At 51.5% G+C, this 25,179-nt stretch carries 23 protein-coding genes; 7 read left to right on the top strand and 16 right to left on the bottom strand.

The window, feature by feature from the left end; all coding sequences use genetic code 11:
• Positions 1-11 precede the first annotated feature (11 nt).
• From ABD852_RS21430 to hisH, 8 genes are all read right to left on the bottom strand, one after another.
• The gene (locus ABD852_RS21430; protein WP_425568833.1) at positions 12-776 is read right to left on the bottom strand and encodes a phosphoglycerol geranylgeranyltransferase; all 765 of its coding nucleotides are present in this window, start codon (positions 774-776) and stop codon (positions 12-14) included.
• On the bottom strand, positions 757-1,176 hold the full coding sequence (locus ABD852_RS21425) for a hypothetical protein (protein WP_345032657.1): 420 nt from the start codon (positions 1,174-1,176) through the stop codon (positions 757-759). The genes ABD852_RS21430 and ABD852_RS21425 overlap by 20 nt, the downstream gene beginning before the upstream one ends.
• Before the next feature lie 79 nt (positions 1,177-1,255).
• The gene (locus ABD852_RS21420; protein ID WP_345032655.1) at positions 1,256-1,606 is read right to left on the bottom strand and encodes a phage holin family protein; all 351 of its coding nucleotides are present in this window, start codon (positions 1,604-1,606) and stop codon (positions 1,256-1,258) included.
• Positions 1,607-1,655: 49 nt separating this feature from the next.
• Positions 1,656-1,991, bottom strand: a complete 336-nt coding sequence (locus tag ABD852_RS21415) for a phage holin family protein (RefSeq protein ID WP_345032653.1) — start codon at positions 1,989-1,991, stop codon at positions 1,656-1,658.
• Positions 1,992-2,089: 98 nt separating this feature from the next.
• Positions 2,090-2,692: a bifunctional phosphoribosyl-AMP cyclohydrolase/phosphoribosyl-ATP diphosphatase HisIE gene (gene hisIE, locus ABD852_RS21410; RefSeq protein WP_345032651.1), complete on the bottom strand. Its 603-nt coding sequence runs from the start codon at positions 2,690-2,692 to the stop codon at positions 2,090-2,092.
• A gap of 31 nt (positions 2,693-2,723) precedes the next feature.
• Positions 2,724-3,500: an imidazole glycerol phosphate synthase subunit HisF gene (gene hisF, locus ABD852_RS21405; RefSeq protein WP_345032649.1), complete on the bottom strand. Its 777-nt coding sequence runs from the start codon at positions 3,498-3,500 to the stop codon at positions 2,724-2,726.
• Positions 3,501-3,508: 8 nt separating this feature from the next.
• A complete protein-coding gene (gene hisA / locus ABD852_RS21400; protein WP_345032647.1) occupies positions 3,509-4,234 on the bottom strand; it encodes a 1-(5-phosphoribosyl)-5-[(5-phosphoribosylamino)methylideneamino]imidazole-4-carboxamide isomerase in 726 nt (241 codons plus the stop codon).
• Positions 4,235-4,266: 32 nt separating this feature from the next.
• Complete coding sequence (hisH, locus tag ABD852_RS21395) at positions 4,267-4,854, bottom strand: imidazole glycerol phosphate synthase subunit HisH (protein WP_345032645.1); 588 nt, start codon at positions 4,852-4,854, stop codon at positions 4,267-4,269.
• A 425-nt stretch (positions 4,855-5,279) separates the two neighbouring features.
• Between hisH and ABD852_RS21390 the strand changes: the two genes are divergently transcribed.
• From ABD852_RS21390 to glpK, 4 genes are read left to right on the top strand one after another with little or no spacing between them, the layout of a single operon-like run.
• The gene (locus ABD852_RS21390) at positions 5,280-6,275 is read left to right on the top strand and encodes a gliding motility protein GldB-related protein (protein ID WP_345032644.1); all 996 of its coding nucleotides are present in this window, start codon (positions 5,280-5,282) and stop codon (positions 6,273-6,275) included.
• Positions 6,276-6,313: 38 nt separating this feature from the next.
• Positions 6,314-8,173: an ABC transporter ATP-binding protein gene (locus tag ABD852_RS21385; RefSeq protein ID WP_345032642.1), complete on the top strand. Its 1,860-nt coding sequence runs from the start codon at positions 6,314-6,316 to the stop codon at positions 8,171-8,173.
• A gap of 5 nt (positions 8,174-8,178) precedes the next feature.
• Positions 8,179-9,969, top strand: coding sequence for a MutS-related protein (locus ABD852_RS21380; protein WP_345032641.1), 1,791 nt, complete (start codon positions 8,179-8,181; stop codon positions 9,967-9,969).
• 44 nt (positions 9,970-10,013) lie between these two features.
• Positions 10,014-11,510: a glycerol kinase GlpK gene (gene glpK, locus ABD852_RS21375; protein WP_345032639.1), complete on the top strand. Its 1,497-nt coding sequence runs from the start codon at positions 10,014-10,016 to the stop codon at positions 11,508-11,510.
• Between the two features lie 53 nt (positions 11,511-11,563).
• Here glpK and ABD852_RS21370 read toward each other — a convergent pair whose 3' ends face one another.
• The 7 genes from ABD852_RS21370 to ABD852_RS21340 form a co-directional block, all read right to left on the bottom strand.
• Complete coding sequence (locus ABD852_RS21370) at positions 11,564-12,664, bottom strand: lipase family protein (RefSeq protein ID WP_345032637.1); 1,101 nt, start codon at positions 12,662-12,664, stop codon at positions 11,564-11,566.
• A gap of 74 nt (positions 12,665-12,738) precedes the next feature.
• A complete protein-coding gene (locus tag ABD852_RS21365) occupies positions 12,739-14,217 on the bottom strand; it encodes a DUF4886 domain-containing protein (protein WP_345032635.1) in 1,479 nt (492 codons plus the stop codon).
• Positions 14,218-14,409: 192 nt separating this feature from the next.
• On the bottom strand, positions 14,410-15,981 hold the full coding sequence (locus tag ABD852_RS21360; RefSeq protein WP_345032632.1) for a glycosyltransferase family 39 protein: 1,572 nt from the start codon (positions 15,979-15,981) through the stop codon (positions 14,410-14,412).
• A gap of 61 nt (positions 15,982-16,042) precedes the next feature.
• A complete protein-coding gene (locus tag ABD852_RS21355; protein WP_345032631.1) occupies positions 16,043-17,227 on the bottom strand; it encodes a heparan-alpha-glucosaminide N-acetyltransferase domain-containing protein in 1,185 nt (394 codons plus the stop codon).
• 23 nt (positions 17,228-17,250) lie between these two features.
• Positions 17,251-18,345 carry a family 20 glycosylhydrolase gene (locus ABD852_RS21350; RefSeq protein WP_345032630.1) on the bottom strand — a complete coding sequence of 365 codons (1,095 nt, stop codon included), beginning with the start codon at positions 18,343-18,345 and terminating at the stop codon, positions 17,251-17,253.
• A 243-nt stretch (positions 18,346-18,588) separates the two neighbouring features.
• Positions 18,589-19,206, bottom strand: a complete 618-nt coding sequence (locus tag ABD852_RS21345) for an alpha-ketoglutarate-dependent dioxygenase AlkB family protein (RefSeq protein ID WP_345032628.1) — start codon at positions 19,204-19,206, stop codon at positions 18,589-18,591.
• Positions 19,207-19,218: 12 nt separating this feature from the next.
• On the bottom strand, positions 19,219-20,070 hold the full coding sequence (locus ABD852_RS21340; RefSeq protein ID WP_345032627.1) for a methylated-DNA--[protein]-cysteine S-methyltransferase: 852 nt from the start codon (positions 20,068-20,070) through the stop codon (positions 19,219-19,221).
• A 313-nt stretch (positions 20,071-20,383) separates the two neighbouring features.
• On the opposite strand from ABD852_RS21340, the gene ABD852_RS21335 reads away from it, so the two are divergent.
• From ABD852_RS21335 to ABD852_RS21325, 3 genes are all read left to right on the top strand, one after another.
• Positions 20,384-20,692 carry a hypothetical protein gene (locus ABD852_RS21335; protein ID WP_345032624.1) on the top strand — a complete coding sequence of 103 codons (309 nt, stop codon included), beginning with the start codon at positions 20,384-20,386 and terminating at the stop codon, positions 20,690-20,692.
• A gap of 85 nt (positions 20,693-20,777) precedes the next feature.
• Positions 20,778-21,083, top strand: a complete 306-nt coding sequence (locus ABD852_RS21330; RefSeq protein ID WP_345032622.1) for a hypothetical protein — start codon at positions 20,778-20,780, stop codon at positions 21,081-21,083.
• Between the two features lie 122 nt (positions 21,084-21,205).
• Positions 21,206-22,594 carry a sigma-54-dependent transcriptional regulator gene (locus ABD852_RS21325; RefSeq protein ID WP_345032621.1) on the top strand — a complete coding sequence of 463 codons (1,389 nt, stop codon included), beginning with the start codon at positions 21,206-21,208 and terminating at the stop codon, positions 22,592-22,594.
• Here the strand turns inward: ABD852_RS21325 and ABD852_RS21320 are convergent.
• Positions 22,587-25,172 carry a hybrid sensor histidine kinase/response regulator gene (locus tag ABD852_RS21320; protein WP_345032619.1) on the bottom strand — a complete coding sequence of 862 codons (2,586 nt, stop codon included), beginning with the start codon at positions 25,170-25,172 and terminating at the stop codon, positions 22,587-22,589. The genes ABD852_RS21325 and ABD852_RS21320 overlap by 8 nt on opposite strands.
• Positions 25,173-25,179 lie beyond the last annotated feature (7 nt).

The raw sequence follows: 25,179 nt of genomic DNA, 5'->3' as shown, positions 1-25,179 counted from the left end.
GCGGGTAAACTCTATTGAAGAACCCTCTCGGCTTTTTCCAGCATGGCAAGGTCTTCCATAAAAGCCGGGTTCCGCTCAATTGCATTTCCGACCACAATCAGATCGGCTCCTGCGTTCCAGGCGTTCATAGCTTTTTCAATGTTATCAATTCCTCCCCCCACGATCAACGGGACTTCCACCGATTGGCGCACGGCCTGTATCATTGCTCCGGGAACGGGCCGTAAAGCTCCGCTGCCGGCGTCCAGGAACATCGCTTTAAGCCCGAGCATCTCACCTGCCATAGCGGTGCATGCGGCAATTTCCGGCTTATCGGCGGGAATGGGAAGCGTATTGCTGATATAGGATACGGTTGTTGTTTTACCACTCTCAACCAGCATATACCCTGTAGAAATAATTTCCAGCGCACTTCTCTTCAGCAGCGGCGCAGCCGCCACATGCTGCCCGATGAGCAGTTCGGGGTTTCTCCCTGAGATCAGGCTAAGCAACAGGATGGCGTCTGCAGACGGTTCGATATGGAGGCTGCTGCCCGGAAAAAGAACGACCGGCACGGAGCAGCTTGCTTTGATAACCGCCACCAATCTCTCCAGCCCGTAATTGGTAATCAGACTGCCGCCGATAAAGAAAAAATCAACACCACATGCTACCGCCTTTTCCACGAACAAGGGCAATGTTTCCATTTCCACCTTATCAGGGTCGAGTAGCACGGCCAAAGATTTTACATTTCTCCCTTTTCTGTCAAGGAGCCGGACAAGTACATTATCCTTCACTTTCGCTATCTGCTGATTTATCTGCTACCACAAAATCTTTAACCTTTTCTCTGGCCCAGCTCATTGCGACGGTCCACAACAGGCTTTTTATAGCGCTCGCCATTGGAAATCCGGCATTGGCAGCTGCCGCGGGCTTCGAAGCGGGCTTCGCTATTTCTTCCTCATAAATATCTTCTTCTACCTCGTCGTCGGCAGCCGGAAGTACCAAATTCAACAGTGCATAAACCCCCAACACCGCCCCCCCAATCACTGCGGCGTGCCTGGCATGTGTGGCAACATCACTTTTCATATCTGTCCATTGGTCCTCAAGCTTGTCCTTGTAAAGGCTCAACCGCTGGCTCAAAACCTCTTTTTCCTCTTCTGTATTCGAAGAAAACGGGTTCGATATTTTAGGTGGTTTCAGGCTCATGCTTTGTTCTGAATGGTCAACATCTCCCAATATTTCTCAAAAATAAACGATTCCGGCGAAACGGCGGTAAGCTTATTCTTCAATTTGTCTGATTGTCATTACCCTCACCGAGTGCTTTTTCCAGGGCCCACCGTATAAAAGACAGGCAGCTTTCCCGCATGGTAATGAGCAAAACCAGGCCCACCCCAAAGAAGCCGGAAACGATCAGGTAACCTGCATACGTACTTTCGAGTACCCTGTTCAGGTAGACCGACAGAAGAATCAGCAAAAAAGTGATCACAATTACCGTGGTCAGCATTACCACCGCAAAGTAGACAAGCTGGAGAATAATTCGCTCGAGGTACCCACGTGTTTCTACCTCCAGAAGGCTTATACGCGTCTCAATAAAACGGTAAAGTGTTTCTCTTAACTCCTCGAGTTGATTCAGCATGGCTGTTTTGGTTTAACATTCCTGCAATAGCTCACCGGAGGCTTTTCACCTAATCCAGGAAAATTCCCAGAATCCACGAAACCAATGACACGACGAGGCTAAACAACAAGGCCGGAAAAAAACCGGCAACCGTGAAACTGGGAACGATATAAGAGGTAAGGTAAACGATAAATACGTTGATCACGAAGTAAAACAACCCTAAGGTCAGGATCGTAACCGGCAGCGCCAGCAGTTGAAGAACAGGCTTCAGAAAAGCATTCAGAATTCCCAATACCACCGCAACTACAACAGCTTGCTGTGTACCGGGCACATCAACACCGTCTATGGTATTAACGGCAACCAGCACACCCAACGTGATAATCAATAGTCTGATGAGCAATTTCATATGTGTATATAAGGTTTGAGCCGTAAGGTGTGAGGTCTGAGCCCGGGCGGTACCGCCGACATCAGGCTTATGGCTAATCCCTCTCAGCTCATGGCTGTTTACGGCCTGTGCCTTTCACGAAGTACGTCAATTACTTCATCTAAATCAACATTTTTCTGTTCCAGTAACACCAAAAGATGAAAAACCAGGTCAGCCACCTCGTTCCTGAACAGGTCGTCATTCTGATCCTTTGCCTCTATCACCACTTCAACGGCTTCCTCTCCTACCTTTTGCGCAACCTTGTTGATTCCTCTTGCAAAAAGCTTGCTGGTATAGGAAGAATCGGACGGCTCGTTTTTTCTTACGCGGATTATTTCTTTCTGTAAATAATTAAGAAACAATGCCTTACCTTCATTTTTAGGCTCAAAACAGGTCGCCGCCCCCGTATGGCATACCGGGCCCGCCGGCTCTGCCTTGATCAAAATTGTATCTTGATCACAGTCGGCGAATATTTCGCGTACAAAGAGAAAATTCCCGGAGGTTTCTCCTTTTACCCACAGCCGCTGTTTGCTCCGGCTGAAAAAAGTCGCCTTACCCGACGAGCGGGTAGCTTCGAGCGCTTCTGCGTTCATATAACCGACCATCAGCACGTTGCCGGTCAGCTTGTCCTGTATTACCGCCGGCAGAAGGCCGTCGGGCGATTTTGAAAAATCCAATTCCATGAATCCTTTTTTGTTAAGGTAATTGTCACATTTATCGGGTCAGCCGGACCGGAATACTCTGGCTGCTAAGATAGTTTTTCAGCTCCGGTATCCCTATCTCACCAAAGTGGAAAATACTGGCGGCCAGTGCGGCATCGGCTTTACCCCCTGTAAAAACGTCTACAAAATGCGCCATTGTCCCGGCCCCGCCGGAGGCAATCACCGGGATATTGGCGTTGCCGGACACGGCTGCGGTGAGTTCCAGCGCAAAGCCGGCTTTGGTACCGTCTGCATCCATTGAGGTCAGCAAGATTTCACCCGCGCCCCGATTCTCCACCTCCCTGGCCCATTGCAGGGTATTGAGCGTCGTCGGCTTTCTGCCGCCGTGGGTATGGACCAGGTGCTGCGCATTCCCGGCTCCGTCATCCACCCAGCGGGTATCAATGGCTACGACAATACACTGGCTGCCAAACTCGCGGCTCAGTTCATCAATCAATCCGGGTTCGCGAACTGCGGAGGAATTGATGGAAATTTTGTCGGCGCCGGCATGAAGCAGGGCGGACACGTCCCGGACCGAAGAAATACCGCCGCCCACCGTGAAGGGGATATTAATGGTCTGCGCCACCTTTTTCACAAGTTCGAGGAAGGTCCCACGCCCTTCAACCGTAGCCGTTATGTCAAGATACACCAGTTCGTCGGCGCCCTGATCGGCATACATGCGCCCCAGCTCGACGGCGTCACCCGCATCACGGAGGTTAACAAAGTTGACCCCTTTTACTGTTCGCCCGTCCTTTACGTCGAGACAGGGTATAATTCTTTTCGTCAGCATGCCGTTTATCAGTTACGTGATTGGAAAAGTTCCAGTTCCTTCAGGGTTACCCTTCCTTCATAAATAGCCTTTCCTACGATCACGCCGAATACCTTCTGTTCTGCCAGAGCTTCCAGGTCAGCCATCCCGCTTACCCCTCCGCTGGCAATTATATGCAGGTCAGGGCATTTGTCCTGCAGATTTTTGTACAGGTCAAAAGAGGGGCCTTCCAGTAATCCGTCTTTCGCTACATCGGTGCTGATCACGTATTTAACCCCTTTGGCTACATAACCCTCCACGAAATCGTACACCCAGATAGACGTTCCTTCTTCCCAGCCGCTTACGGCAACTTTTTCGTTACGGGCATCAGCGCCGAGAATAATCTGCTCACCGCCAAACCGCTCCAGCCAACTTTCGAACAACTCCGGGTTTTTCACGGCGATACTCCCGCCGGTCACCTGCCGGGCCCCGCAATTCCAGACAATGTCCAGGTCGGCATCGGATTGAACGCCGCCCCCAAAATCTATGTGCAGACCGGTTTTGCCCGCAAGTTGTTCCAGCACCTTCCAGTTCACTACTTTCTTGGCTTTGGCACCATCCAGGTCCACCAGGTGCAGGCGCTTCAACCCGGCGTCTTCAAACTGTTGGGCCACTTCCAGCGGGTTTTCATTGTATATTTTCTTCTGGGCGTAGTCGCCCTGGGTAAGACGGACACACTTACCGTCGATCAGGTCTATTGCTGGGATGATATGCATTTCAAATCAAACTTTACTTTTCCGGGAATACCTCACATTTTCAGAAAGGCCTCCAGGACCTTCTGGCCGGCATCACCGCTGATCTCGCAATGAAACTGGGCTGCATAGAAATTATCTTTCTGTAGCATGGCGCTAAAAGGCGTGATATAGTCGCAGGTAGCAACGGTGTAATCACATACGGGCGCCCTGTAGCTGTGAACAAAATAAACGAAAGCCTCTTCCGGTAGGTCGTTCAGCAGCGCTGACCGGTAGCCGTAAATGCTGTTCCAGCCCATGTGCGGTACCTTAACGCCTTCCGCGGCCGGAAAACGCTCCACATTCACGTCAAAGATTCCCATACAATCGGTGTCGCCTTCATCAGAATGCCGGCACATCAGCTGCATGCCTATGCAGGTACCCAAAACGGGCTGCCGCAGCTCAGGAATAAGCCGGTCAAGGCCACGCTCCTTCAGGTAGGCCATCGCGGAACTTGCCTCGCCCACACCCGGGAAAATCACCTTGTCCGCTGCCCTGATGGCTTCTTCCGAGTCAGTGTAGGCATAAGCAGCCCCAATCCGGTCGAGGGCATACATAACAGACTGCACATTCCCTGCGTTGTATTTTATGATGACTGTATTCATGTGAATAAAAAGGTTTGAGCTGTGAGGGGTGAGCTATTTATTCATCGGCTGTTTGTGTGCCACTTGTAGCTAATACCTCAAAGCTCATGGCTATTTCATCGTTTTAAAACCAAAAAAGCCCGACTCTTCTCGGAACCGGGCCTCTGGAGCTATATGATTTTCCTATTTTTCAGATATCCAACCATAAATCTACCGCCCGTAAGCCAAATCAGCCAGGGTCTGCGCATGATGGTGATGTAGAACGTCAGATTTCATTGAGTTAAAAAAAGATCTGCCCCCAACAAGGGACGCTGGTAAGCCTGTAGCGGCGGTCAGCCCATAGTGCATTGCAACCACCCCCTCAAGACTCACCCCTAATTTCACAGGCACAAAGCTATTAAATTTTAGCTAATTTTGCGGACTAAAAAAACGATCATTTTTACAAAATGGCGGAATTGAAAAATGTATTTTTCCTGACGGGGTGCCTCCTTTTGCTAGTGTCGTGCGGCCAAAATGACCGAAAAGATCCGGACGTAAGTCATATCGACATCTCGTTGCCGCTGGAACGCCTGGAAGAACAACTGTTTGCCTGCCGGTCTGAAGCCGAGGTAGCCGGGTTTCTCGAAAAGAACCCCGCCGTGGCCGTTTTGTATTTTCCCGATACCGACCCGGCGCAGCTTTCGGCTAAACTGTACCAGAACATTTCCAACCCCGGTCTTGTCGCTTTCAAATCCCAGATTGATTCAATTTTCAGCAATGCGGATCAAACCGTCAGAAAGCCCCTGGAAGACGCTTTCAGACACCTGAAATATTATTATCCGGATGTCCGGGTGCCCAGGGTACAAACCATGGTTACCGGCTTTCTGGGCAGGGACCTTTTGATTTCGGACTCGCTCATTATCGTCGGGCTGGATTATTTCGGCGGCCCGGGAGCCCGTTACCGGCCCGATGTACATCACTACCAGCTGCGGCCCTATGAACAGCATTTTATTGCTCCGTCGATCATGTTTTTCATTGCCCAGCAATACAACCGTATTAACCCGGACGACAGGACGCTACTGGCTGACATGGTCTGGTATGGCAAAAACTTCGAATTCACCCGCAGGATGATGCCCCTGGCCCCGGACAGCCTCATTCTGGGATTCTCCCAGGAAAAACTGGATAAGGCCGAAGTCTCCCAGAAAGACATCTGGGCTCATCTCACGAGTAACAAGCTTCTTTACGAACAAACCGAACAGAAAAGACAAAAGTACGTGGGCGAGCGGCCGCTCACTTTCGAGATCGGCGAAGATGTGCCCGGCGGAATAGGCAGGTGGGTCGGCTGGAAGATTGTTGACCGGCTTTTCCGGCAACATCCGGAACAGACGCTGCAGCAGATCATGAGCAACGACAACGCGAAAAAGATCCTGGAAGAATCGGGCTACAAAGGATTACCGGATTGAGAACCCCCGCTGAACCTATCAGCTATTAAACCAACCAAATGGCAAGAAAAAGATTCAATAGTGAGGAAGACACATCCGGCAACGGGGAAGTGTCCTTTTTTTCAACAAAAGCAATTAGCGGTGAGGGGCTGAAAAAAGCGCTTAAGATTCTCCGCTATACCCTCCCTTACAAAAAGACGTTTGCACTGGGCTTTGTATTCCTGATCCTGGCCACGGCTACCTCATTGGTTTTCCCCAAGGCGGTCGGTGAAATTGTTGCAGTGCTTCAGGGAAGCAGCAGGTTTACGCTTAACCAGATCATCGGGTTTCTTTTCGGGATACTGGTGCTCCAGGCTACGTTCTCGTTTTTCAGGATTTTTCTGTTCACGCGGGTGAGTGAGCGCGCCATGGCCGACGTACGAAAAGACCTCTATTCACGGATTATCTGTCTTCCCGTTACATTTTTTGAGCAAAACCGGGTTGGAGAGCTCACCAGCAGGGTCACCTCCGACGTGTCCTTTCTCGATAACGTGCTTTCGTTCACGCTTGCCGAATTCTTTCGCCAGGGCGCTACCCTCATCATCGGAACGCTTTTTCTTTTCTACACCTCTACCAAGCTTACCCTGTTTATGCTGGCCACCTTCCCTTTCCTGGTGTTTGCAGCGATATTTTTCGGGCGTTACATCCGTCGCCTCTCCAAGAGGGCGCAGACCGAACTTGCACAGGCGAACGTAGTGGTAGAGGAAACGTTCCAGAACGTGCATACCGTGAAAGCCTTTACCAACGAAAAGTTGGAAATAGCCCGGTACAAAACCTCGCTGGACAAAGTGGTGGCTCTCCTGCTCGAAGCGGCTACCTACCGCGGCGCCTTCGTTTCGTTCCTGATCCTGGTGATGTTCGGGGGAATTGTCTGTATTGTGTGGTACGGCGCGAGCCTGATTCAGACGGGGGAGCTCAGCATTTCCGCCTTATTCACTTTCGTGATCTACACGGCTTATATAGGCGGCGCACTCAATAGCCTTGGCGATATGTACGCTCAGATTAACAGAACTATAGGTGCTTCCGAACGGGTGCTCGAAATACTGGACGACACCCCGGAAATCAACCCGGACCTGGCAACAGAAGCGAAAGCGGAACCGCTTCAGGGCGACATTGTTTACGACGACGTGCGTTTTTCATACCCTACCCGGCAGGATATCGACGTTTTGAAGGGAATATCATTTCACGTACACCCGGGTGAGCGTGTAGCGCTGGTAGGCTACAGCGGTGCCGGAAAGTCGACAATTATCCAATTACTGATGCGGTTTTACGAGGTCAGCCGAGGTGAAATAAGGATCGACGGCAAACCGGTCAACGCTTACGACCTTGCCCGCCTCCGGAAAAATATCGCGATTGTACCGCAGGAAGTGATGCTTTTTGGCGGAACTATCTATGAAAATATCTCCTACGGAAAACCCGGCGCCTCCCGGGAAGAAGTTCACGAAGCAGCGCGAAAAGCCAACGCCCTCCAATTTATCCAATCCTTCCCCGAGAAGTTCGATACCATTGTAGGTGAAAGGGGAATCAAGCTTTCGGGCGGACAAAGACAGCGTATTGCCATTGCAAGAGCCATTTTGAAAGATCCCAAGATCCTGATCCTGGATGAAGCGACCAGTTCGCTCGATGCGGAATCCGAAAAGCTGGTACAGGACGCCCTGAATGAGCTCATGAAGAATCGTACGACTATTGTCATCGCCCACCGGTTGGCGACCATTAACAAAGTAGACAAAATTTATGTCATCCAGGAAGGGGTTATCGCCGAAAGCGGCTCGCACGCAGTGTTGAGCAAGCTGAACAACGGCCTGTACGCCAATCTCATTAAATTACAATTTGAGGCGGTGACCCAGGACGCCGCTGTGCACCCCTCGCTAAGCCAGTAATAATCTTGAAGCAACACTTTCAATCCCAACGGCAACTGGCCGTAGAAAAGGGGCTAATTGCACAAAAAAAAGTCAACCTCCTCTCCATTCTCAGGCTGGGCGCGTTTGCGTTGTTGGTAGCTTCGGCCTGGCTTTGGAGCCGTCAGGGTGGTAATATGTGGCCTGCTGTCCTGGCAATTGGCGCCGTTTGTTTCCTTGTATTGATGCGGCTCCACCAGGATGCGCAACGGCAGCGCCGCTTTTTCGGGAACATCGCCGATATCAATCTTGACGAAGAAAAGCGGCTCGGCTTTGAATTTGCCCGGGACGACAAAGGGGCTTCTTTCCAGGATACGCTGCACCCCTATTCGTCAGACCTGGATATTTTTGGTAAACATTCGCTGTTTCGGCTCCTCAACCGTACCCGTACCGCCGAGGGAAGCACGCGGCTTGCCGACTGGCTCAGGACGCCCGCACCACTGGAAACCATACTGGAACGCCAGGAGGCCCTTACCGCCAGCCGGGGCCATTTTGAATGGCGGCAAAACTGGCAGGCTACGGCTATGCTGCACGAAAACGCAACGCAGCATATCGGCGCGCTGGAAAACTGGCTCAACACGCCATTGGAAGCGGGCCTGAAAAAACTACTTCCCTGGAAATGGTGGAGTATCGTTACCGTTTCCCTGCTGGTGGCATGGGGCGCAGGCCTGTTGCCCTTCTGGCCGTCGGCCTTCAGTCTTGTGGTTCACCTTCTTGTACTAAGACGATTTGCCAAACCGATACAACAGCTTACCGGCCAGACCCTGCGGATCGGCACCACCCTGGTGGCCTACGCGGATATGATGGCCCTGACGGGCGAAGCTCCCATGACCGGCAAATGGTGGAAAGGGCAGCTTGAAACCGGAAAAGAAGCCGAAAAAGCCGTCCGGGAATTGGGCACCTGGTTCAACCGGCTGGATTTCAGGGCAAACGCCTACTTTACTCTTTTTATCGGAATCCCCGTTCTCTGGGACCTAATTTGCCTTGACGCGCTCGAAAACTGGAAAGACAGGTACCGCGAGCAGTTTCCTGACTGGGTAGATGCCCTGGCCAACATAGAGGCGCTCAACAGCCTGGCCGGCCACGCCTTCGCCAACCCAGACCAGGTCCTTCCCGAAGTTCATTGGGGAAACACGCTTGACATTGAAGCTGTCCAAATGGGGCATCCCCTTATCCCCGCAGAAAAGCGGGTTTGTAACGATTTTTCATTGCAAGGCTGCGGGCAGACCGTGCTCATAACCGGTTCCAATATGTCCGGGAAAAGCACTTTCCTCCGAACTGTGGGCCTCAACCTGGTATTGGCCCAGGCCGGCGGTGTAGTGGCCGCGCAAAGCCTCTCCTGCTCGCTCATGCAGGTATTTACCAGCATGCGCACGCAAGACTCCCTGGAGGAAAATACTTCTTCTTTCTATGCCGAACTGAAGCGTCTGAAACAGCTTATTACACTGGCGGAAGCCCGGACCGACATCCCCGTCTTTTACCTGTTGGACGAAATTCTGAAGGGGACCAATTCGGCAGACCGTCACCGCGGCGCTGCCGCGCTGATCCGACAGCTCCACCCGATGAACGCCTCCGGGATCGTATCGACTCACGACCTTGAACTTGGTATCTGGGGAAACAGCCGGCCTTATGTGCAGAACTTCAATTTTCAATCCGACCTTTCAAAAGGCCGTATTACTTTTGACTACCGGCTGCGGCCGGGCACCTGTGCCAGCTTTAATGCGTCGGAACTGATGCGCATGATGGGGATAAAAATGGAGCTGCATGATGAGAAATAACCCTTTCATGCCTTTTTAGGTTCAAGCCAAATTTTTAATTTGATATGTCTAAATATGTCGCTGCCGTCGACCAGGGCACTACCAGCACCCGTTGTATTCTTTTTGACCGGAAGGGAAGAATTGTTTCTACCAGCCAGAAAGAACACCAACAGATTTACCCGAAACCGGGCTGGGTGGAGCACAACCCGGAAGAGATCCGGGAAAATGCGCTGGAAGTAATCGCAGTTGCCAGGATCAAAGCCTCTGCGGCAGTAGAAGATATTGCGGCTGTCGGTATCACCAACCAGCGGGAGACGACCGTCGTTTGGAACAAACACACGGGGAAACCCTACTACAATGCCCTGGTATGGCAGGATACCCGGACCGAATCGTACGTTTCAGAGCTTGAAACAAGCGGTGGCCCTGATCAGTTCCGGGAGATCACCGGCTTACCGGTAGCGACCTATTTCAGCGGGCTTAAGCTCAAGTGGCTTCTTGAGCACGTAAAGGACCTTCGCCAGGATGCAGAAAATGGGGATGCGCTGTTCGGCAATATCGACACGTTCCTCATCTGGCATTTCACCGGCGGGCCGAGGGGCGGCATTCACGTTACCGATGTAACCAATGCATCCCGTACGCAATTGATGAACCTCCGGACCCTTCAGTGGGACCCGCAAATGCTTTCGGCATTCAGTATCCCGGAAAAAATGCTGCCTACAATAAAAAGCAGCAGTGAAGTGTATGGCCACATGCAGACAGAGGTCCTGCCCGGCGTGCCCATCGCGGGCGATCTGGGCGACCAGCATGCTGCACTCGTAGGTCAGGTTTGTTTTTCACCGGGCATGGTAAAAAACACCTACGGCACCGGCTGTTTCATGGTAATGAACACCGGGAATGAGCTTAAACTCTCAAAAAACGGTTTGCTCACTACCATTTCTTACCAGTTCGGAAATGAACCGGTTCAATATGCTTTGGAGGGAAGTATCGCTATTGGCGGTGCGCTGGTCCAATGGCTGCGTGACAACCTGGGGCTGATCAAAGACAGCAATGAAATTGAAGCGCTGGCCCGTACAGTTGACGACAACGGCGGGGCCTATTTTGTACCGGCGTTTTCAGGGCTGTACGCCCCTTATTGGCGGACCGACGCCCGGGGCGTAATTGCCGGCCTCACCCGATATGTAAACAAAGGACATATTGCCAGGGCCGTCCTGGAGGCTACCGCTTACCAGACTATGGATGTGGTGCGGGCCATGGAACAGGACTCCGGCATTCCCCTTGCCAACCTGCGCGTTGACGGCGGAATGGTTGCCAACAGGCTGCTGATGCAATTCCAGGCCGACATGCTTGATGTCCAGGTAATTGCTCCGAAAGTTACCGAAACTACGGCGCTGGGCGCTGCTTATGCCGCCGGCCTGGCAGTCGGTTTTTGGTCTGACAAAGACGAGCTCAAAAAAAACTGGGTGTCGGGCGCGTCTTACGAAGCTGACATGGACAACGCCAAAAGGGTCAAGCTGTACAAAGGCTGGAAAAAAGCCATCAGCAAATCGCTTGACTGGCTATAACCTACCGGCGAGCGGTAAAGGCCTTTGATCACGGCCTGGAACCCGACCACCGGTCAGTGTTGGTAGGACTCCAGCAGGTAAAGGTAATTTTGGGGAAAATGGTGCTTCCAGATTTTCCCGGTTTCGTGCGGATAAATCCTGAAATATTCTTCGTCGGGGGACAGTACAATGGTGGTTCCCGTTCTCACGTAATAGTTGCTGTGATAATACTCCGGGAGGGTAAAGCCGGGGAGCTGCTTCTTAACGCCTTTTGCAACCATTCTTCCCAGGTACCGTTCATAATTCTTCTGCGCTTTTTTACTTGGACGGCTTAGCTTCCGGTACACATGCCGGAGCGCCATATTCCGGGGAAATTTCTGTTTCCTGATCATGGCCTTCGCACCGGAAAATGGGTTGGTCTGTGTAAAATCGTCGACCGTTTGCAAAGAAAACGGTACGTCCGGCACCCAATCAGCCGGATTGACTACATTAAACGCCCAACCGCCGGCAGTCGCGGCCTCATAGTCGTAAGCAAAAAAAAGGTTGCCCGGTTTCGGAGCAGCGCTGCAATAGGTTTTGAAACGCATATCGCCCGGCAATTTCTGCTGTTTTTTTAAACTATTCAGGTACGAAGTAAGCAGGAAAGTAATTCCGCCCCCCTGGCTGTGGCCCGTCAGGATAAAGTCTTTGATACCTGCCTTGTAACAAGAATCCAGCTTGTGCCCGATACTTTTTGAAAGGTAAGCCATCGATACCAACCATCCTACGTGCACCGCGGCATGAGGATTCTCCGACAACGCATAGTCAAATTTAACACCCTTCTCTAACTCCAGACTCCCCTTTGCCGGCACCATGGCCGCATAGAAATTGGCCATAAAACTGGCCTGCGTTTCAACGGTCCCGCGAACGGCAATCACAGCCTGACGTTTGTCACGGTGCACCCACAAGTCCCAGCAGTTGTCAAATGCCAGGGCAGGCGCCCGGAAAACAAATTCATACCTTTCCGGAAGCGGGAGTGCCGTATCACCGGGCCACTTCTCCTGGCCGAGATGCACCTTCTGATTGATCTTCAATAGTTCGGCATACTCTTTCTTGTCAAACCCGGGTTCTAAAAATTGCCCGAGCCCCGGGCGGGCCACCAACATAAGGAGAACTGTCCCGAATATTGTTTTCATAGGTGTAAGGGTTATCGGAGGTTGGAAATCGGAAATCGGAAATCGGAAGTTGGAATCCGGGCGCTTTGCTTTTTTTACTTTTTTGTTTTCAACCGAAGGGCTGACAGGTAATAGAACCCGTCGGGATTGGTATTTGCAGGTCCCGCCGTCACGGTAAAAGTCAGCGTTCCGTCGGCAGCCGGCTGCGCGCCGGAAAAGACGATCAGCCCGGAAATATTGTCGGTTGCATTCAGGCTCCCTTGCTGCTCATTTTTCCCCCGGCATACGACCCTGGTGTCCTGCACACCAAGAGAGTCGCCCATTTTTGAGGCAAAAAGCACAATATCATACTGTCCTTTCCGGCGAAGCCCGGTTAGCCTGAACCCGGATTCCGTAATGGCGCCGCCGCCCACAGCCTTTTTCGCATTTCCGAAGTAAGCAGATGCCGTCACATTGCCGGGAAGGGCATACGGGGTTTGTGAAGCGGCGGTACCACCACCGGTTTTGCCGTTAAAGCGTGCTGTCATTTCCAGGTGAACGCGGGTGGTCCGGCCAAGACTGTCGTTCAAAACATAGGTCTTTCCTTCAAGCGGTGACGTAACGGGATTCCACGGACCCGCATGCAGGGTCCCGCCGAAATCAACGAGGATTGCCTCCGGGTGCCTGACGCCCTTCGGCGCTTTCTGGAACCGGGTAAGTCCGGTCACCGTGTACGGGTTTTCTACCGCAAAATGGGCGGCCGACTGGGCCACCGACTTTTCCTTCTCGCTAACGCCCTCGGGCTTGTACTTCATCCCGGTAACCGGTATGCCAAAGAGCTTTTCAAACCAGGTGCAGGCCGCAACATACCGACCGAGCGGCATCCGCAAATGATAACCGTCGCGATCAAAATTATCTCCTATGAACGACGTTCTGGCATTTTGAATGGCAGTACCCGCCGGTATGACCCTGTCGATACCGTCCATTTTTGCCACCTCTTTTGAGACATTCACAATTGCCTGGTACATCTTCTCCTGGCTTTTTTCATAATTGGCGAAGCCTGCATGCGGCGAATGCGCGGAATAGGCCCAGGTCTGGTGATAAACAAATTTCACGTCCGGGTTGCGAGAGCGCGCCTTCACATAGTCAAGGAGTTCGGGCAGCGATTCTGTAACAGTAGTTAGCTGACCGGACAACGGACTGGCCTGCTGAAAACTGATATAGTCCCAGTCCTCGTCTGCAAGTGCACGCTCGATACTAACCCTGGGTGTGGCGCTGCGCGTGCCGTCTACGGACGTTTTGCGGTAGGCATAGACAGAATTATTCTCCCGGGTATTTTTCACATGAAGCGTAAGCGGGGCGCCGCCGATGTAAAGATTGCCGACTACCATTTTGATGCCCTTTTCCCGCGCCAGGTCAAACAGGTTATTTTCGATAGCATCTTCTGAAAAGCTGTTCCCGATTGCCAGGACCTTTACGATATCATCGGCATTGCGGGCAAAGGCGCTTCCTCCTGAAAGAAAAACAGTGAGGAGAATTGATAAAACAATTTGCAGGGTTGGTACCGGGCGCCGAAGAAGCAATCTGAAAGTCATCTTGATAAGCAAATGATAAGAAGGTCAAAGATAAAACTTCCCGCGAAAAGTGCTGCGTAATTATCTTACCCGGGGCATGACCGGGGGTTCCAGTGCAAATCTCACAGGAAGTGTAAAACTAATCCGGGCCGGCACCCCGCGTATGCGACCGGCCTGAGGAATCGGGAAGCAGGAATCTGCAAATTGCTGAAGTCAAAGATAACGCGGGCTGATTTCTGATTTCCGATCTCTGATTTCCTCTTCAATACGTTTGCTTATATCAATACGCGCATCTCTAAAGCTGAAAATGATCGTACCGTGTTCCCTTGCAAACGGATTGGCAATCGAATCGGCAATACGGGCCTCGTTGAAGAATGGTGCGGTCGTGGCGAGTTCTTCCGCCTGGCTGCCCTTGTTTTTCACCCTGATCAAATGCCGGTATGGCCGGTCCGTCACGAACCAGTTGAGATAGTCCGCGTTGAACGAGACAGCCTGGATACCCCTCCTGGAATAAAAATTAATGGCACCGGCCTGTCCGTAATTGTCACAAAGTACCAGCGTTTCCCCGGGTGCGTTCAGATCAGCGAAGGCGTCATCGACCTTTCGGGCCAATTCTTTCCAGCCGAGCATATCGGCAAAGTCCTGCGGGATGGTATGGTCTTTTCCATCTTCCCACCGCAGCAACCCGAATGCCCGGTATTTATCGGGATTCGCCGCGATATAAGCCGGTGATTTGTTTGGAAATACAACCTGGTACATCTTCGCGAAAACAAGAATCGGCAACAACAGGCCAATCGGCCTCAAGATTCGCCAAAAACTGCTCCGGCTGAAAGCCGACCAGGCGACCGATCCGAAAGCGATATAAATGGGGTAAAGCCCGATTGCATAATAGTCCTTCGCCCGGAAGAAGATAAATATCGCGATGGTAAAAAAGAAAGCCCAGAAAAAGGGCTGATAAAGACGAAAAGGCCTGTAGGCGAAAAATCCGGCGAGGCCGGCGACGATCACCGGCAGCGAGCCTGCAAAGAAAAACAACTGCGATTTCAGAAAATCGGCCGGCTTCACATGTACCAGCTGCCTTTCGCTCAGTTCAGAAAGGTGATGCACTACAGGAAACCCGTTGGCATATTGCCACCAAAGATTCCCGCTTACCAAAGCAAGGCCAAGCGCCCCCGCCCCAATGACTTCCTTCCGCAAAAACAAATGTCTTTTTGCTGTCACCAGGAAGGCTGGGACAATCCCCATCAATTGAAAAACGACATTGTATTTGTTCAGAAAACCGAAGGCCAGCACAACTGCACCAACCATCAGCCATTTGGCTTTTTCATCCGCCAGGTACCTGATGGCCACATAGTAAAAGGCGGTCCAGTACAATACGTCCGCTGAGTTGGGCTGGAAGAGCAGGTTGAGACGGAGGAGCACCGAAAGCGTAATGCCCATTGCACCCAACACCAGCGCGAACATATCTCCGCCTAATGCCTCAATGGCCGACCATACCAGCGCGAGGGTAAGCGCACCAAAAAGCGCCGGGAAAAATTTCACCCAAAAGACAGAATTGCCCAGGGCATTGATCAGCCAGGCTACCCACGAGGTAAAAGGCGGCACCGACAAATACCCCCACGCCAGATGCTTACCCAGGTCGAGGTGCAGAAATTCATCGCGCTGCAGTTCATACACCGGGTCGGTCAGGGTGTATTGCAAAATAAATTTAACGAGAACAAAGGCACCCAGGACCCAGAACCTCCAGAGGGGCAATGACTTTCTTTTCCAATTTGTATTCTCCACTTTATCTGTCGTGGTAAACGTGACTTTAAACGGCTTCCGGTCTTTGAATCCGCTACCGGTCTCATATTTTCAACTGAACTCCTCGCTTTACCAGGGCGCCGGTAATAGCCACAACCGCTGCCGAATATACCAGCGATTTCAAGAGGCCCACCGTGCCGGTCACCAGCATTTCAGGGAGCTTTATTCCGCTGAGTTCCGCGAGCGGGTATACGATGTAGGGAATCAGGTAACAGGTGAGGGTTGCTGCCCCCGCCGGTTTGAGTAACCTGGCCCAAAGCGGGTCGCTGTCGGGGCGATCAAAATAATTCAACAGCGAAAAAACAAACAAGCTGATACCGGTACAAACAAGCGACCATGCCGGTGTACCGCCCATTTTTGAAATCCCGCCCGTATGCGGCCGGATCAGGATTCCCAACAAAATACAGGCTGCGCCCCAGGCTATCAAAACCAGGGTCAGACGTTCTTTTGTGGCGAATTGATGGCCGCGCAGCAAGAGCGCCGTCACCACGCCGGCCATGGTCATCGCTGCCAGCGAACCGTTGCCGATAGGCCAAAGCAGCGCCAATACCGTTTTCAGCCAGTCGGGCATTCCGGTTGCGGACAAAACATTGATGGTCAGCAAGGCGAGCCACACAAGCACATTCGGCAAGAGCCTTTCCCGGGCGAAAAAATAGACGACTGCGGCGGTGAGATAAGCCCAGCCTATAAGGCCCAGAATTCCCCACCAATGCGTTTTCATCCCTTCAGGTTGCCCGGTGCTCCCCCCCTTAAAGGTAAATGCCAGGAAAACCAGGATACCGATACCCACCCCTTTAAGCGGCCTCTCCAGCCGCGATGCGTTCGGGTATTTGTTCCATACCAGGAAGAACGCGACAATAAGCAATAAGCGCCACACGACCACGGGCACCTGCATATTGGTCCCGTTTATGTTCTCCAGGTTTACCAGGAACAGTCCCATTACCAGCAAAGCCAGCGTACGCCCGGAAATATGTACCAAAGTCGGTGCGATCCCGCCGGGCTTTGAAAGTCTCTGCTGAAGCGCAAAGGGTATAGAAAGGCCCACGATATACAAAAATGCCGGGAAAATAATATCGGAGAACCCCAGCCTGTCCTCTCCGGCGGCGGCATGACCCAGCCATTGCGGAATTGCGCGTAAGGTCCAGAAGTCGTTTACGAAAACCATAAGAAACATGGTCAATGCCCGGAAATGATCAATAGAACGGACGCGTATTGACAATGGTTTCATATGTTCAGGCGGTTTCGCGGCGTTTAATTGAGGGTATTAAGACTTTCAAATAGCTTTTTGAAACATTCAACCTGTCCTTTCAGGCGGTCGTTTGCTGTTTCGGGCTTATAAAAAGCATCCATAAAACTGCCCGCGCCAGTCCAGATAGTTTGCATCATGCCCAGGTAACGTCCGGCGAGAGCGGAATTGCTGTTTTTTCGAAAACTGACCATTTGCTCAAACTGGGCCTGTGCTACCTGCGGTTTGTCCCAGGGGCAGGTAATCACCGGTAAGCCTTTCATCGCCAGGTAAGTCGCCGTCGCTTCAGCCCGCTCATAATGCCAATCGCACACCACCACGTCTTTCGGGATAAGGTCAACCGCGCGGTGGGTATTGTTCATGCTGGCCTCCCACATTCCCAGGCCTGTCTGCTTTCCGTCCAGCAGCCGGTCCCCCCAAAGCCAGAGTGTACGGCCTTTTGTGCGCAGATGATTGCTGATTTTGGTTACTTCGCCGGCAAACAATTCCGCTTTATCGCGGCCACCACACCGGGGGCACTTGTCGTCACCAATGTAAAACACTTCGTCCAGGCCCGCATGAAAATCCTTCGTCTCGAAAACCTCCATCAACTCGTCGACCAGCTCGAAAACAACACCGTGAACGTCGGGATGGAGCGGGCAATAGCTCTTGCAGTAAAGGCCGTCAGGATTAGGCCATGCATACTTTTCCGGCATTTTTACGTGCGGTGTTTCATCAAATTGGGGATATACCGCCAGCAATTTTCCCAATTGCCCGGCCCACGACTGATGCCCCAGCAAATTGATCTGGGGAATAAGGTTAATTCCCCCGGCTTTACACAACTTCACCAACTGCCTGATTTGTGACTCGCTCAAAGCCTGCGTATCCACCAGTTCCGGATGCCGCTTGTATTGGTAATTGAAGTCCACCCGCAGAATAAGTGTATTGACTTTTCGCGTCACCAATTCTTCTTCCACAAACCTGGTAAACCGTTTAAATTCTGCCGGCGTCGGCGCAGCAATACAAAAACCCCGGACAACGGAGGTTGAGTCGCGCGCAAGGGCGGGAGACAGGAATGGAGCAACTGCCAGCAGAAAAAGAATACGTAAATATTTTTGCATATAGATGGTGGTTGGGAATCGGAAGTCGGAATTCGGAAATCAGAACTCGGAAATCAGCAATCGGAAATTGGAAATTAGAAGTTGGCTGGCGGTAATACTACCTACGCGGCCCGGCCTACGCGGCGCCGCCGATTTCCGATTTCTGATTTCCGATCTCTATTCAATCACTCTACAAGATAGCGATAAACTGGTTAGCCCGGGTGCGATCTTCATCTTTGTTTGCTAAAAAAAAGCGGAGAAGTCCTATAACAGGTGATTTTCAATGGTCCGGAAGGTCAAATTGATCCTGGGAGTATGGATGCGGGTAGTGGGAGGCAGCCGATGAAGCCAGTGGGTTTGCGTAGCGCCCTTCATAACCAGCAAGCTCCCGTGCGCCAGCACCAGCTCTATCTTTTCTTTCGTTTGTTTGTGTTTAAAGGCAAATTTCCGCTCCGCACCAAAACTGAGCGAAGCTATGGCGCCCTCCTTTTTAAGGTCGGACTCACCGTCACTATGCCAGGCCATACCTTCAGATCCATTGTGGTAGAGATTGAGCAAACATGAATTGTATGCCTCACCGGTCAGCTGCTCTACGGAATCCTTGAGCGCCAGCAATTCCGGTGTCCATAAAAGGGCGACCTTCGTGATATTCGAGTAAGTATATTCAAAGGGCATCGAACCGTACCAGGCAACCTTTCGCTTCGTTACCAGCTTACGGCCAAAAATTACCGCCTGGTCATGCTCCCACGCAATTTCTGCAAGCAAATATTGCAGGTAACGATCCGCACCGGTTTTATCCATTATTTTTCCATAATAATGGACAGACCCACCGTAGGGAAGCAGGTTCCTGTTGCAGTCGGCCGGGTATTCAAACAACTCCATCCTACCTGCCGTTCAACCGTTTACACATGCGCCTTCCCAGCCGATCATCGCAGCTTTACGGCCGGCGCCCCACATATATTCCCCGGCTACGCCTGTCGAACGAATTACCCGGTGGCAGGGGATTAAAAACGCAACCGGATTGCTTCCTACCGCTGTTCCTACTGCACGAGAACCATTTGGAACACCAATATTCCTGGCTATTTCGCCATAGGTAGTCAGTCCCCCGACCGGAATTTTTAACAGGCTCTCCCAAACTTTCAGCTGAAAATCAGTCCCTTTCAGATGCAACTTCAGTTGCGGCAGCTCAGACCAGTCGCGTTCAAAAAAGCGCAGTGCCGCAATTTGAGCCTCGTCCTGCTCTTCTGTGAAACGGGCATTCGGAAACCGGTTTTTCAGGTCATCCGACAATTTCTGCCTGCTGCTTCCAAAGGCGATATGGCAAATTCCACGGCCCGTTGAAGCCACTATGACCTGGCCGAAAGGTGTCGGGTCAAAGCCGTAGCGGATCTGCAGGCTTTCACCTCCGTTCTTATACTCGGCCGGCGTCATGCCCTCCACACTCATAAAAAGATCGTGCAGCCGGCTGGTACTGGATAGCCCCGTCTCCCAGGCAGCGTCGAAAAGTGTTGTCTGGGCGCTTCCCTGAAGAATACGCTTCGCATGCTCAATACTTACGTATTTCAGAAACTTCTTCGGGCTGGTGCCGGCCCAATCGGTGAACATCTTCTGGAAATGTGCCGGGCTCACGTTGACTGCGGCCGCTACCTCATCCAGTGACGGCTGTTTTTTGAAATGTGTTCTGATGTAAGCGATCGCCGCCGCAATTCGCTCAAAATTAACCTCCTGCTGTTCAGTCGTTATCATGGTCGTCAAATTTATGACGTAAAATTGAGAAAGAACTCCCCCGCATAAAATCCAAATCATGCGATCTTTCCCGTCGCCTGCCCCCCGGGGAAACTTCCCAAAAATGCTGAAATCCCCCGAAGTTTTCCGGACAAAATGTTGAAAAACCCAACAACTTTCCTCAGTACTCCACAAAATTAAACAATATGTAACCAGTTCACAATCAGTTACTTAATACAAAATATACCCTTTTGGCATGCTTATGGAAAAAAGTAATGGCATAACGACGATCGTAGAGTCGGCGTCGACATTTTCCAATTTAACAAACTATATTATGAAAAAGTTAATGATGTCAATGGCAGTTGCCCTGGTCGCTTCAGTTTCAATGGCAAATGCTTCTGCAATATCTACTTCATCACCATTCGCAAAAGTTGTCAACCAGGAGAAAGTCGAAATCAAGCCAGAGGAGCTTCCTGATCCTGTAAAGGCCGCATTGGCTGCGGAACCTTACAACGCATGGCAGGTTCAGAAAGCCTTCCAGGTTCCGGGAGAGAATGGTGCGAACACCTACGAGGTAGCGCTGGTGAAGGGCGAGGAAACTTCTACTGCCAAGTTTGATAAAGACGGCAAAGTAATTGAATAGACCTTCAATTAATAGCAGGCGCATGACCTCCCAGGTGGTGGTCATGCGCTCCAAAAACAACCTACACTATTAAAACCAGAAAAAAATGAAAAAGCTGATCATGTCACTGGCAGTAGCAAGCATCGCAACACTGTCATTCGCCCATACACCGGTCAACAATACTGCACCGACCGTGATTTCCCAATCTCAGGACAAGGTGGAAGTGAAACCGGAAGATTTGCCCGAACCTGTAAAAGCTACGCTGGCAGCAGCGCCTTACAGCGAATGGAAGGCAGAAAAAGCGTACCTCGTACCAGGGGAAAACGAAACCAAGTATTACGAGATCAACCTGTCCAAGGGAGAGGAAACTGCGACCGTAAAACTGGATAAAGACGGCAAGGTTATTCAATAACTCAGCCTAAAACAAACTAAAAGTCGGACCGGAGGGAATATTCCTCCGGTCTTTTTCGTTTAATTGGTTACCGGCGTTGCGTTCGCGATGCCGGCATCCTGGTTTAAATAGCTTTTGAGTAAATGGCGAATCTCTTATTACTGGAGGACGACAAGACTTTTTCCACCATTATCAATGGTTTCCTGACCAAACACGGCCATCAGTTAGTCTTGTGTCCGAACATTGAAAGTGCCATCCAGGCATTCAGAGAGTCAATTAGCAGCAAAAACTATTTTGACGCGCTTTTACTGGATTACCATTTGCCGGATGGCAATGCTATGGATTTCATCAAGGCCGTCAGGGCCGAACTGGAGCGAAGACCGGAGGCGCAATTCCCGCCCAGCATCATGATGACCAGCTTCAATGACATCAGAACGGCGGTGCATGCGCTTCGTTCGGGCATTCTTGATTACATCACGAAGCCGGTACATCACGAAGAATTGCTGCAGACCCTCAAGGAAGCGCTTTCCAGGAACCAGGGCACCCAGCAACAGCCTGCGGCGAAGGCAAAAAAGGCGCCCAATATCCCGGAGTTTTTCCAGGGTAAAGGAGAGGCGGCCGAAAAGCTGTACAAATATGTAGACCTGGTGGGCCCTACCGAGTTGTCCGTAATCATACAAGGCGAAAGCGGCAGCGGAAAGGAACATATAGCCCGTACCATCCACAACCTCAGCCCCAGAAGAAACAGCCCTTTTGTGGCAATAGACTGCGGTGCGCTGTCGAACGAACTGGCTACCAGCGAATTCTTCGGGTACAAAAAGGGAGCATTCACCGGGGCGATCCAGGATAAAATAGGCCAGTTTGAGATGGCCAACGGCGGAACGCTTTTCCTCGATGAAATAGGAAACCTGAGCTATGAAATCCAGATTAAATTGCTGCGCGTTATCCAGGAGCGCGTTCTGGTGCCCGTCGGCGGACTGCAGCCCGTAAAAATTGACGTCCGGATTATTGCAGCCACCAACTATGACCTGCTCAATGGCGCGCAAAGCGGGGAGTTCCGCGAGGATCTTTACCACCGGCTCAATGAGTTCAAGATCTATGTGCCGCCGCTGCGGGAACGTACGGAGGACCTGAATTCGTTTATCCGCTATTTTATTGAAAAGACCAATTACGAGCTAGACAAGAATATTACCAATTTTTCTCCCGAGCTGATGTCTATGCTTTACAAGTATGATTGGCCGGGCAACCTCAGGGAACTGGGAAATGTAATTAAACGACTGATCCTGCTTACACCCGAAGGCAGTACGGCTTCGGTGGAGGCGCTTCCCGAGGATATGCGCTACTCGATTGTCAAAACAGCGCCGCAAAAGGCCAATCCTGCCAACCTCAAAAAACTACAGGAGGAGCACGAGAAAGAAATGATTACCAATGTGCTGCACCAGGTGCGCTTCAACAAAAGCAAGGCAGCAAAGATTCTACAGATCGACCGGAAGACGCTTTACTACAAGCTGGAAAAATACCAGATCAGCTGACGTATTTTTCCTGGATTTCGTCAACGAGGCGGTACCCCAATTTGATTGCGGTTTCTATATCATTCTGCGGGAAGCTATCACCAGCCAGCTTGATTTCGATTTCACGCATTTTAACGCCCAGCTCAGCCGCCCCGACTTGCCCCGTTCTACCGGCGAGCCGATGGAAAAGCTCCCGTAACTGGGCCCGCTCAGCCCCGGAAACAACCTGTTTTTCTATCTCCGAAAGGTCGGCAACAGTGTCTTCAATGAACTGCTCAAGACTGTCCTTGAGTAGCTGCTCGTCACCCATGGTCATGGATTCCAGCTTGGAAATATCCAATAGCGGAGAAGTGGTCGCGTCGTAATTTTCTGGCACGGCACGGTCGGCGTGGGCCGAAAGCGACGGCAGCTTCTTCAGCGCCCTCAAAAGATCTGCTTCTTTAAACGGCTTCATCAGTACTTCATCAAAACCCATTTCGAGGATACGCGCCCGCTCGCCGGGCAGCGCCATAGCCGTACAGGCCACAAACCGGACCGACGACCCGGCTTTCTTTTTTAAATGTACACACAGCTCCGGCCCTGACATATGGGGCATCCGCATGTCTATAAAAACTACAGAGACTTCAGGGTCCCATTGCGCCTGGTCTGCATCCAGCGGAGAACCAAAAACCTTGGCCGGTATACCGTTCAGCTCAAGCACCGACCTTACCCACTGTAAAATATACTTATCGTCGTCAATTACCCAGACTTTGCCGTCAAACACCACCTCGTCGCTTATCTCGTCCTCATAAACAAATACCGCTTCCTCTACCGGGCTACCTTCTTTCAGCGGCAAGGTCACTTCGAAAGACGAATACGAACCGGGCTTACTATTTACCGTAATTCTTCCTCCCTGCCCGTTTACCAGCACCTTTACAATACTCAGACCGAGCCCCGACCCGCCGTATTCGCGGTTAATGCCGGCATGACCCTGCTCAAACTGGTTAAAAATCCTGCGGATCTGGTCAGGGCCCATACCGATACCCGTATCCCGTATCTCCAGGCGCAGCTCTTTTTTGCCATCTGTTTCTACCGGTCCCGCGGTCAGTGAAACCTCACCTTTGGCGGTAAACTTAATGGCATTGCCCAACAAATTGTGAAGAATCTGTTTCAGCCGGAAGGTATCACCGGAAAGAAAGGTTTTCGGTGGAAAGCGGTTTTCCAAAACCAGCATCAGCCCTTTTACTTCTGCCTGCGGCCGCAGTGTCTCCACTACTTCCTCGAGCAGGGGCTGGAGCTCAAAGCTTTCCTCCACGAACTCGAAGCTGTCGGAGATAATGCGGCTGTAATCCAGGATTTCATTTACCAGGTAGAGCAGGTGTTCCGACGATTTATGAATCATTTCCAACTGCGCGCGGCTAGGCGTCGGCTGGTTCCTCACGAGCTCGCTAAAACCGATAATGGACTGTAAGGGGGTACGGATTTCGTGGCTCATATTCGCCAGGAAACGCTGTTTGGCCGCGCTATGATAGTCAGCTTCTTCCTTTGCAAGAATCAGCTCTTTCCGATATTCCCCGCTACGTGTAATGTCGGCAAAAATCCAGAAACCCAGCAAAGCAGTCAGTGAAAGCACGCCCAGCAGGATAATCCCGATATTTTTAATGCTTCGATGCAGCGTAAGCTTGATCTGTTCATTGTCCTGGTACATGCTGTTCAACACATCCGCCTCAACTTCCCGCATGATCTCCATCAGCTTCCCGACCAACAGGGTTTCACCGGCCTGAAGCTGCCGCTCGCGCTCCAGGAAACGACTGGCCCGCACCATCTGGTTGTGGGCTATGCTTTTTACCTCATTGCCGACAATCTGGATCGCGCTGTCATTTTTGGCAATGGTCAGCGTATCAATCAGCACTTTCACCTCCTCCTTCTGGATCACAACCGGCTCTTTGGCTACCGCTGCCGCCTGCTCTTCTTCCTTCGGCTTTTTTCCTTTGAATATCTTGTTCCAGAAACCCCGTTTCTCGTCTTCCTCTGCCGGGACGGGCGGTTCATTCTTGGTAATAGTTGTAGTGGTAGTCCGTTTTTCGGTAGTGATTACCGTACTATCCCCCTTTGCTTCATTGGAGGTTGCGATAATTTCCGCGATCGAATTCACTTTACGTTTCAGGTCGGCATTGGTGGCCAGGCCCCTTCTTTCGCGCATATAAGCCTCAAAAACATCGGCGCGGCGTTCAAGCAGGTACCGGATCGAATCGATCCTGACCAACTGCCCCGGGCTGTCGGCAAGCCGTACCTCCAGCGTATCCAGGCGGGCTTTCAGGCGGTCGGAATGTGCGTCATACTCGGCCCGGACAACCTGCCGGTTACCGGCTTTCCGGCCGGCAGGCCGCTCGGTCTGCAACTCATTCAATAGAAGTATATCCTGGAAAACCGAATTGACGATACGCAGCTTTTCGTCGGGAGTCGACAACTGGGAGACCATTCCCTCGACTTTTTCAAATGCGCCTTTGCTGATCACATAAGACGCACCCAACGCGATGATCCCTACCAGAAAGCCAAAGATCACCTTCCCCTTGACGGATTTCAAGAAAGACTGATCGTGCGCCTCACTAGTTATCATCCTCATA

The sequence above is a fragment of the Ravibacter arvi genome, assembly GCF_039540405.1.
Taxonomy (GTDB): Bacteria; Bacteroidota; Bacteroidia; order Cytophagales; family Spirosomataceae; genus Ravibacter; species Ravibacter arvi.
Note: the sequence above shows the minus strand (reverse complement) of the source record. Positions and strands in the feature narration are given on the sequence as shown.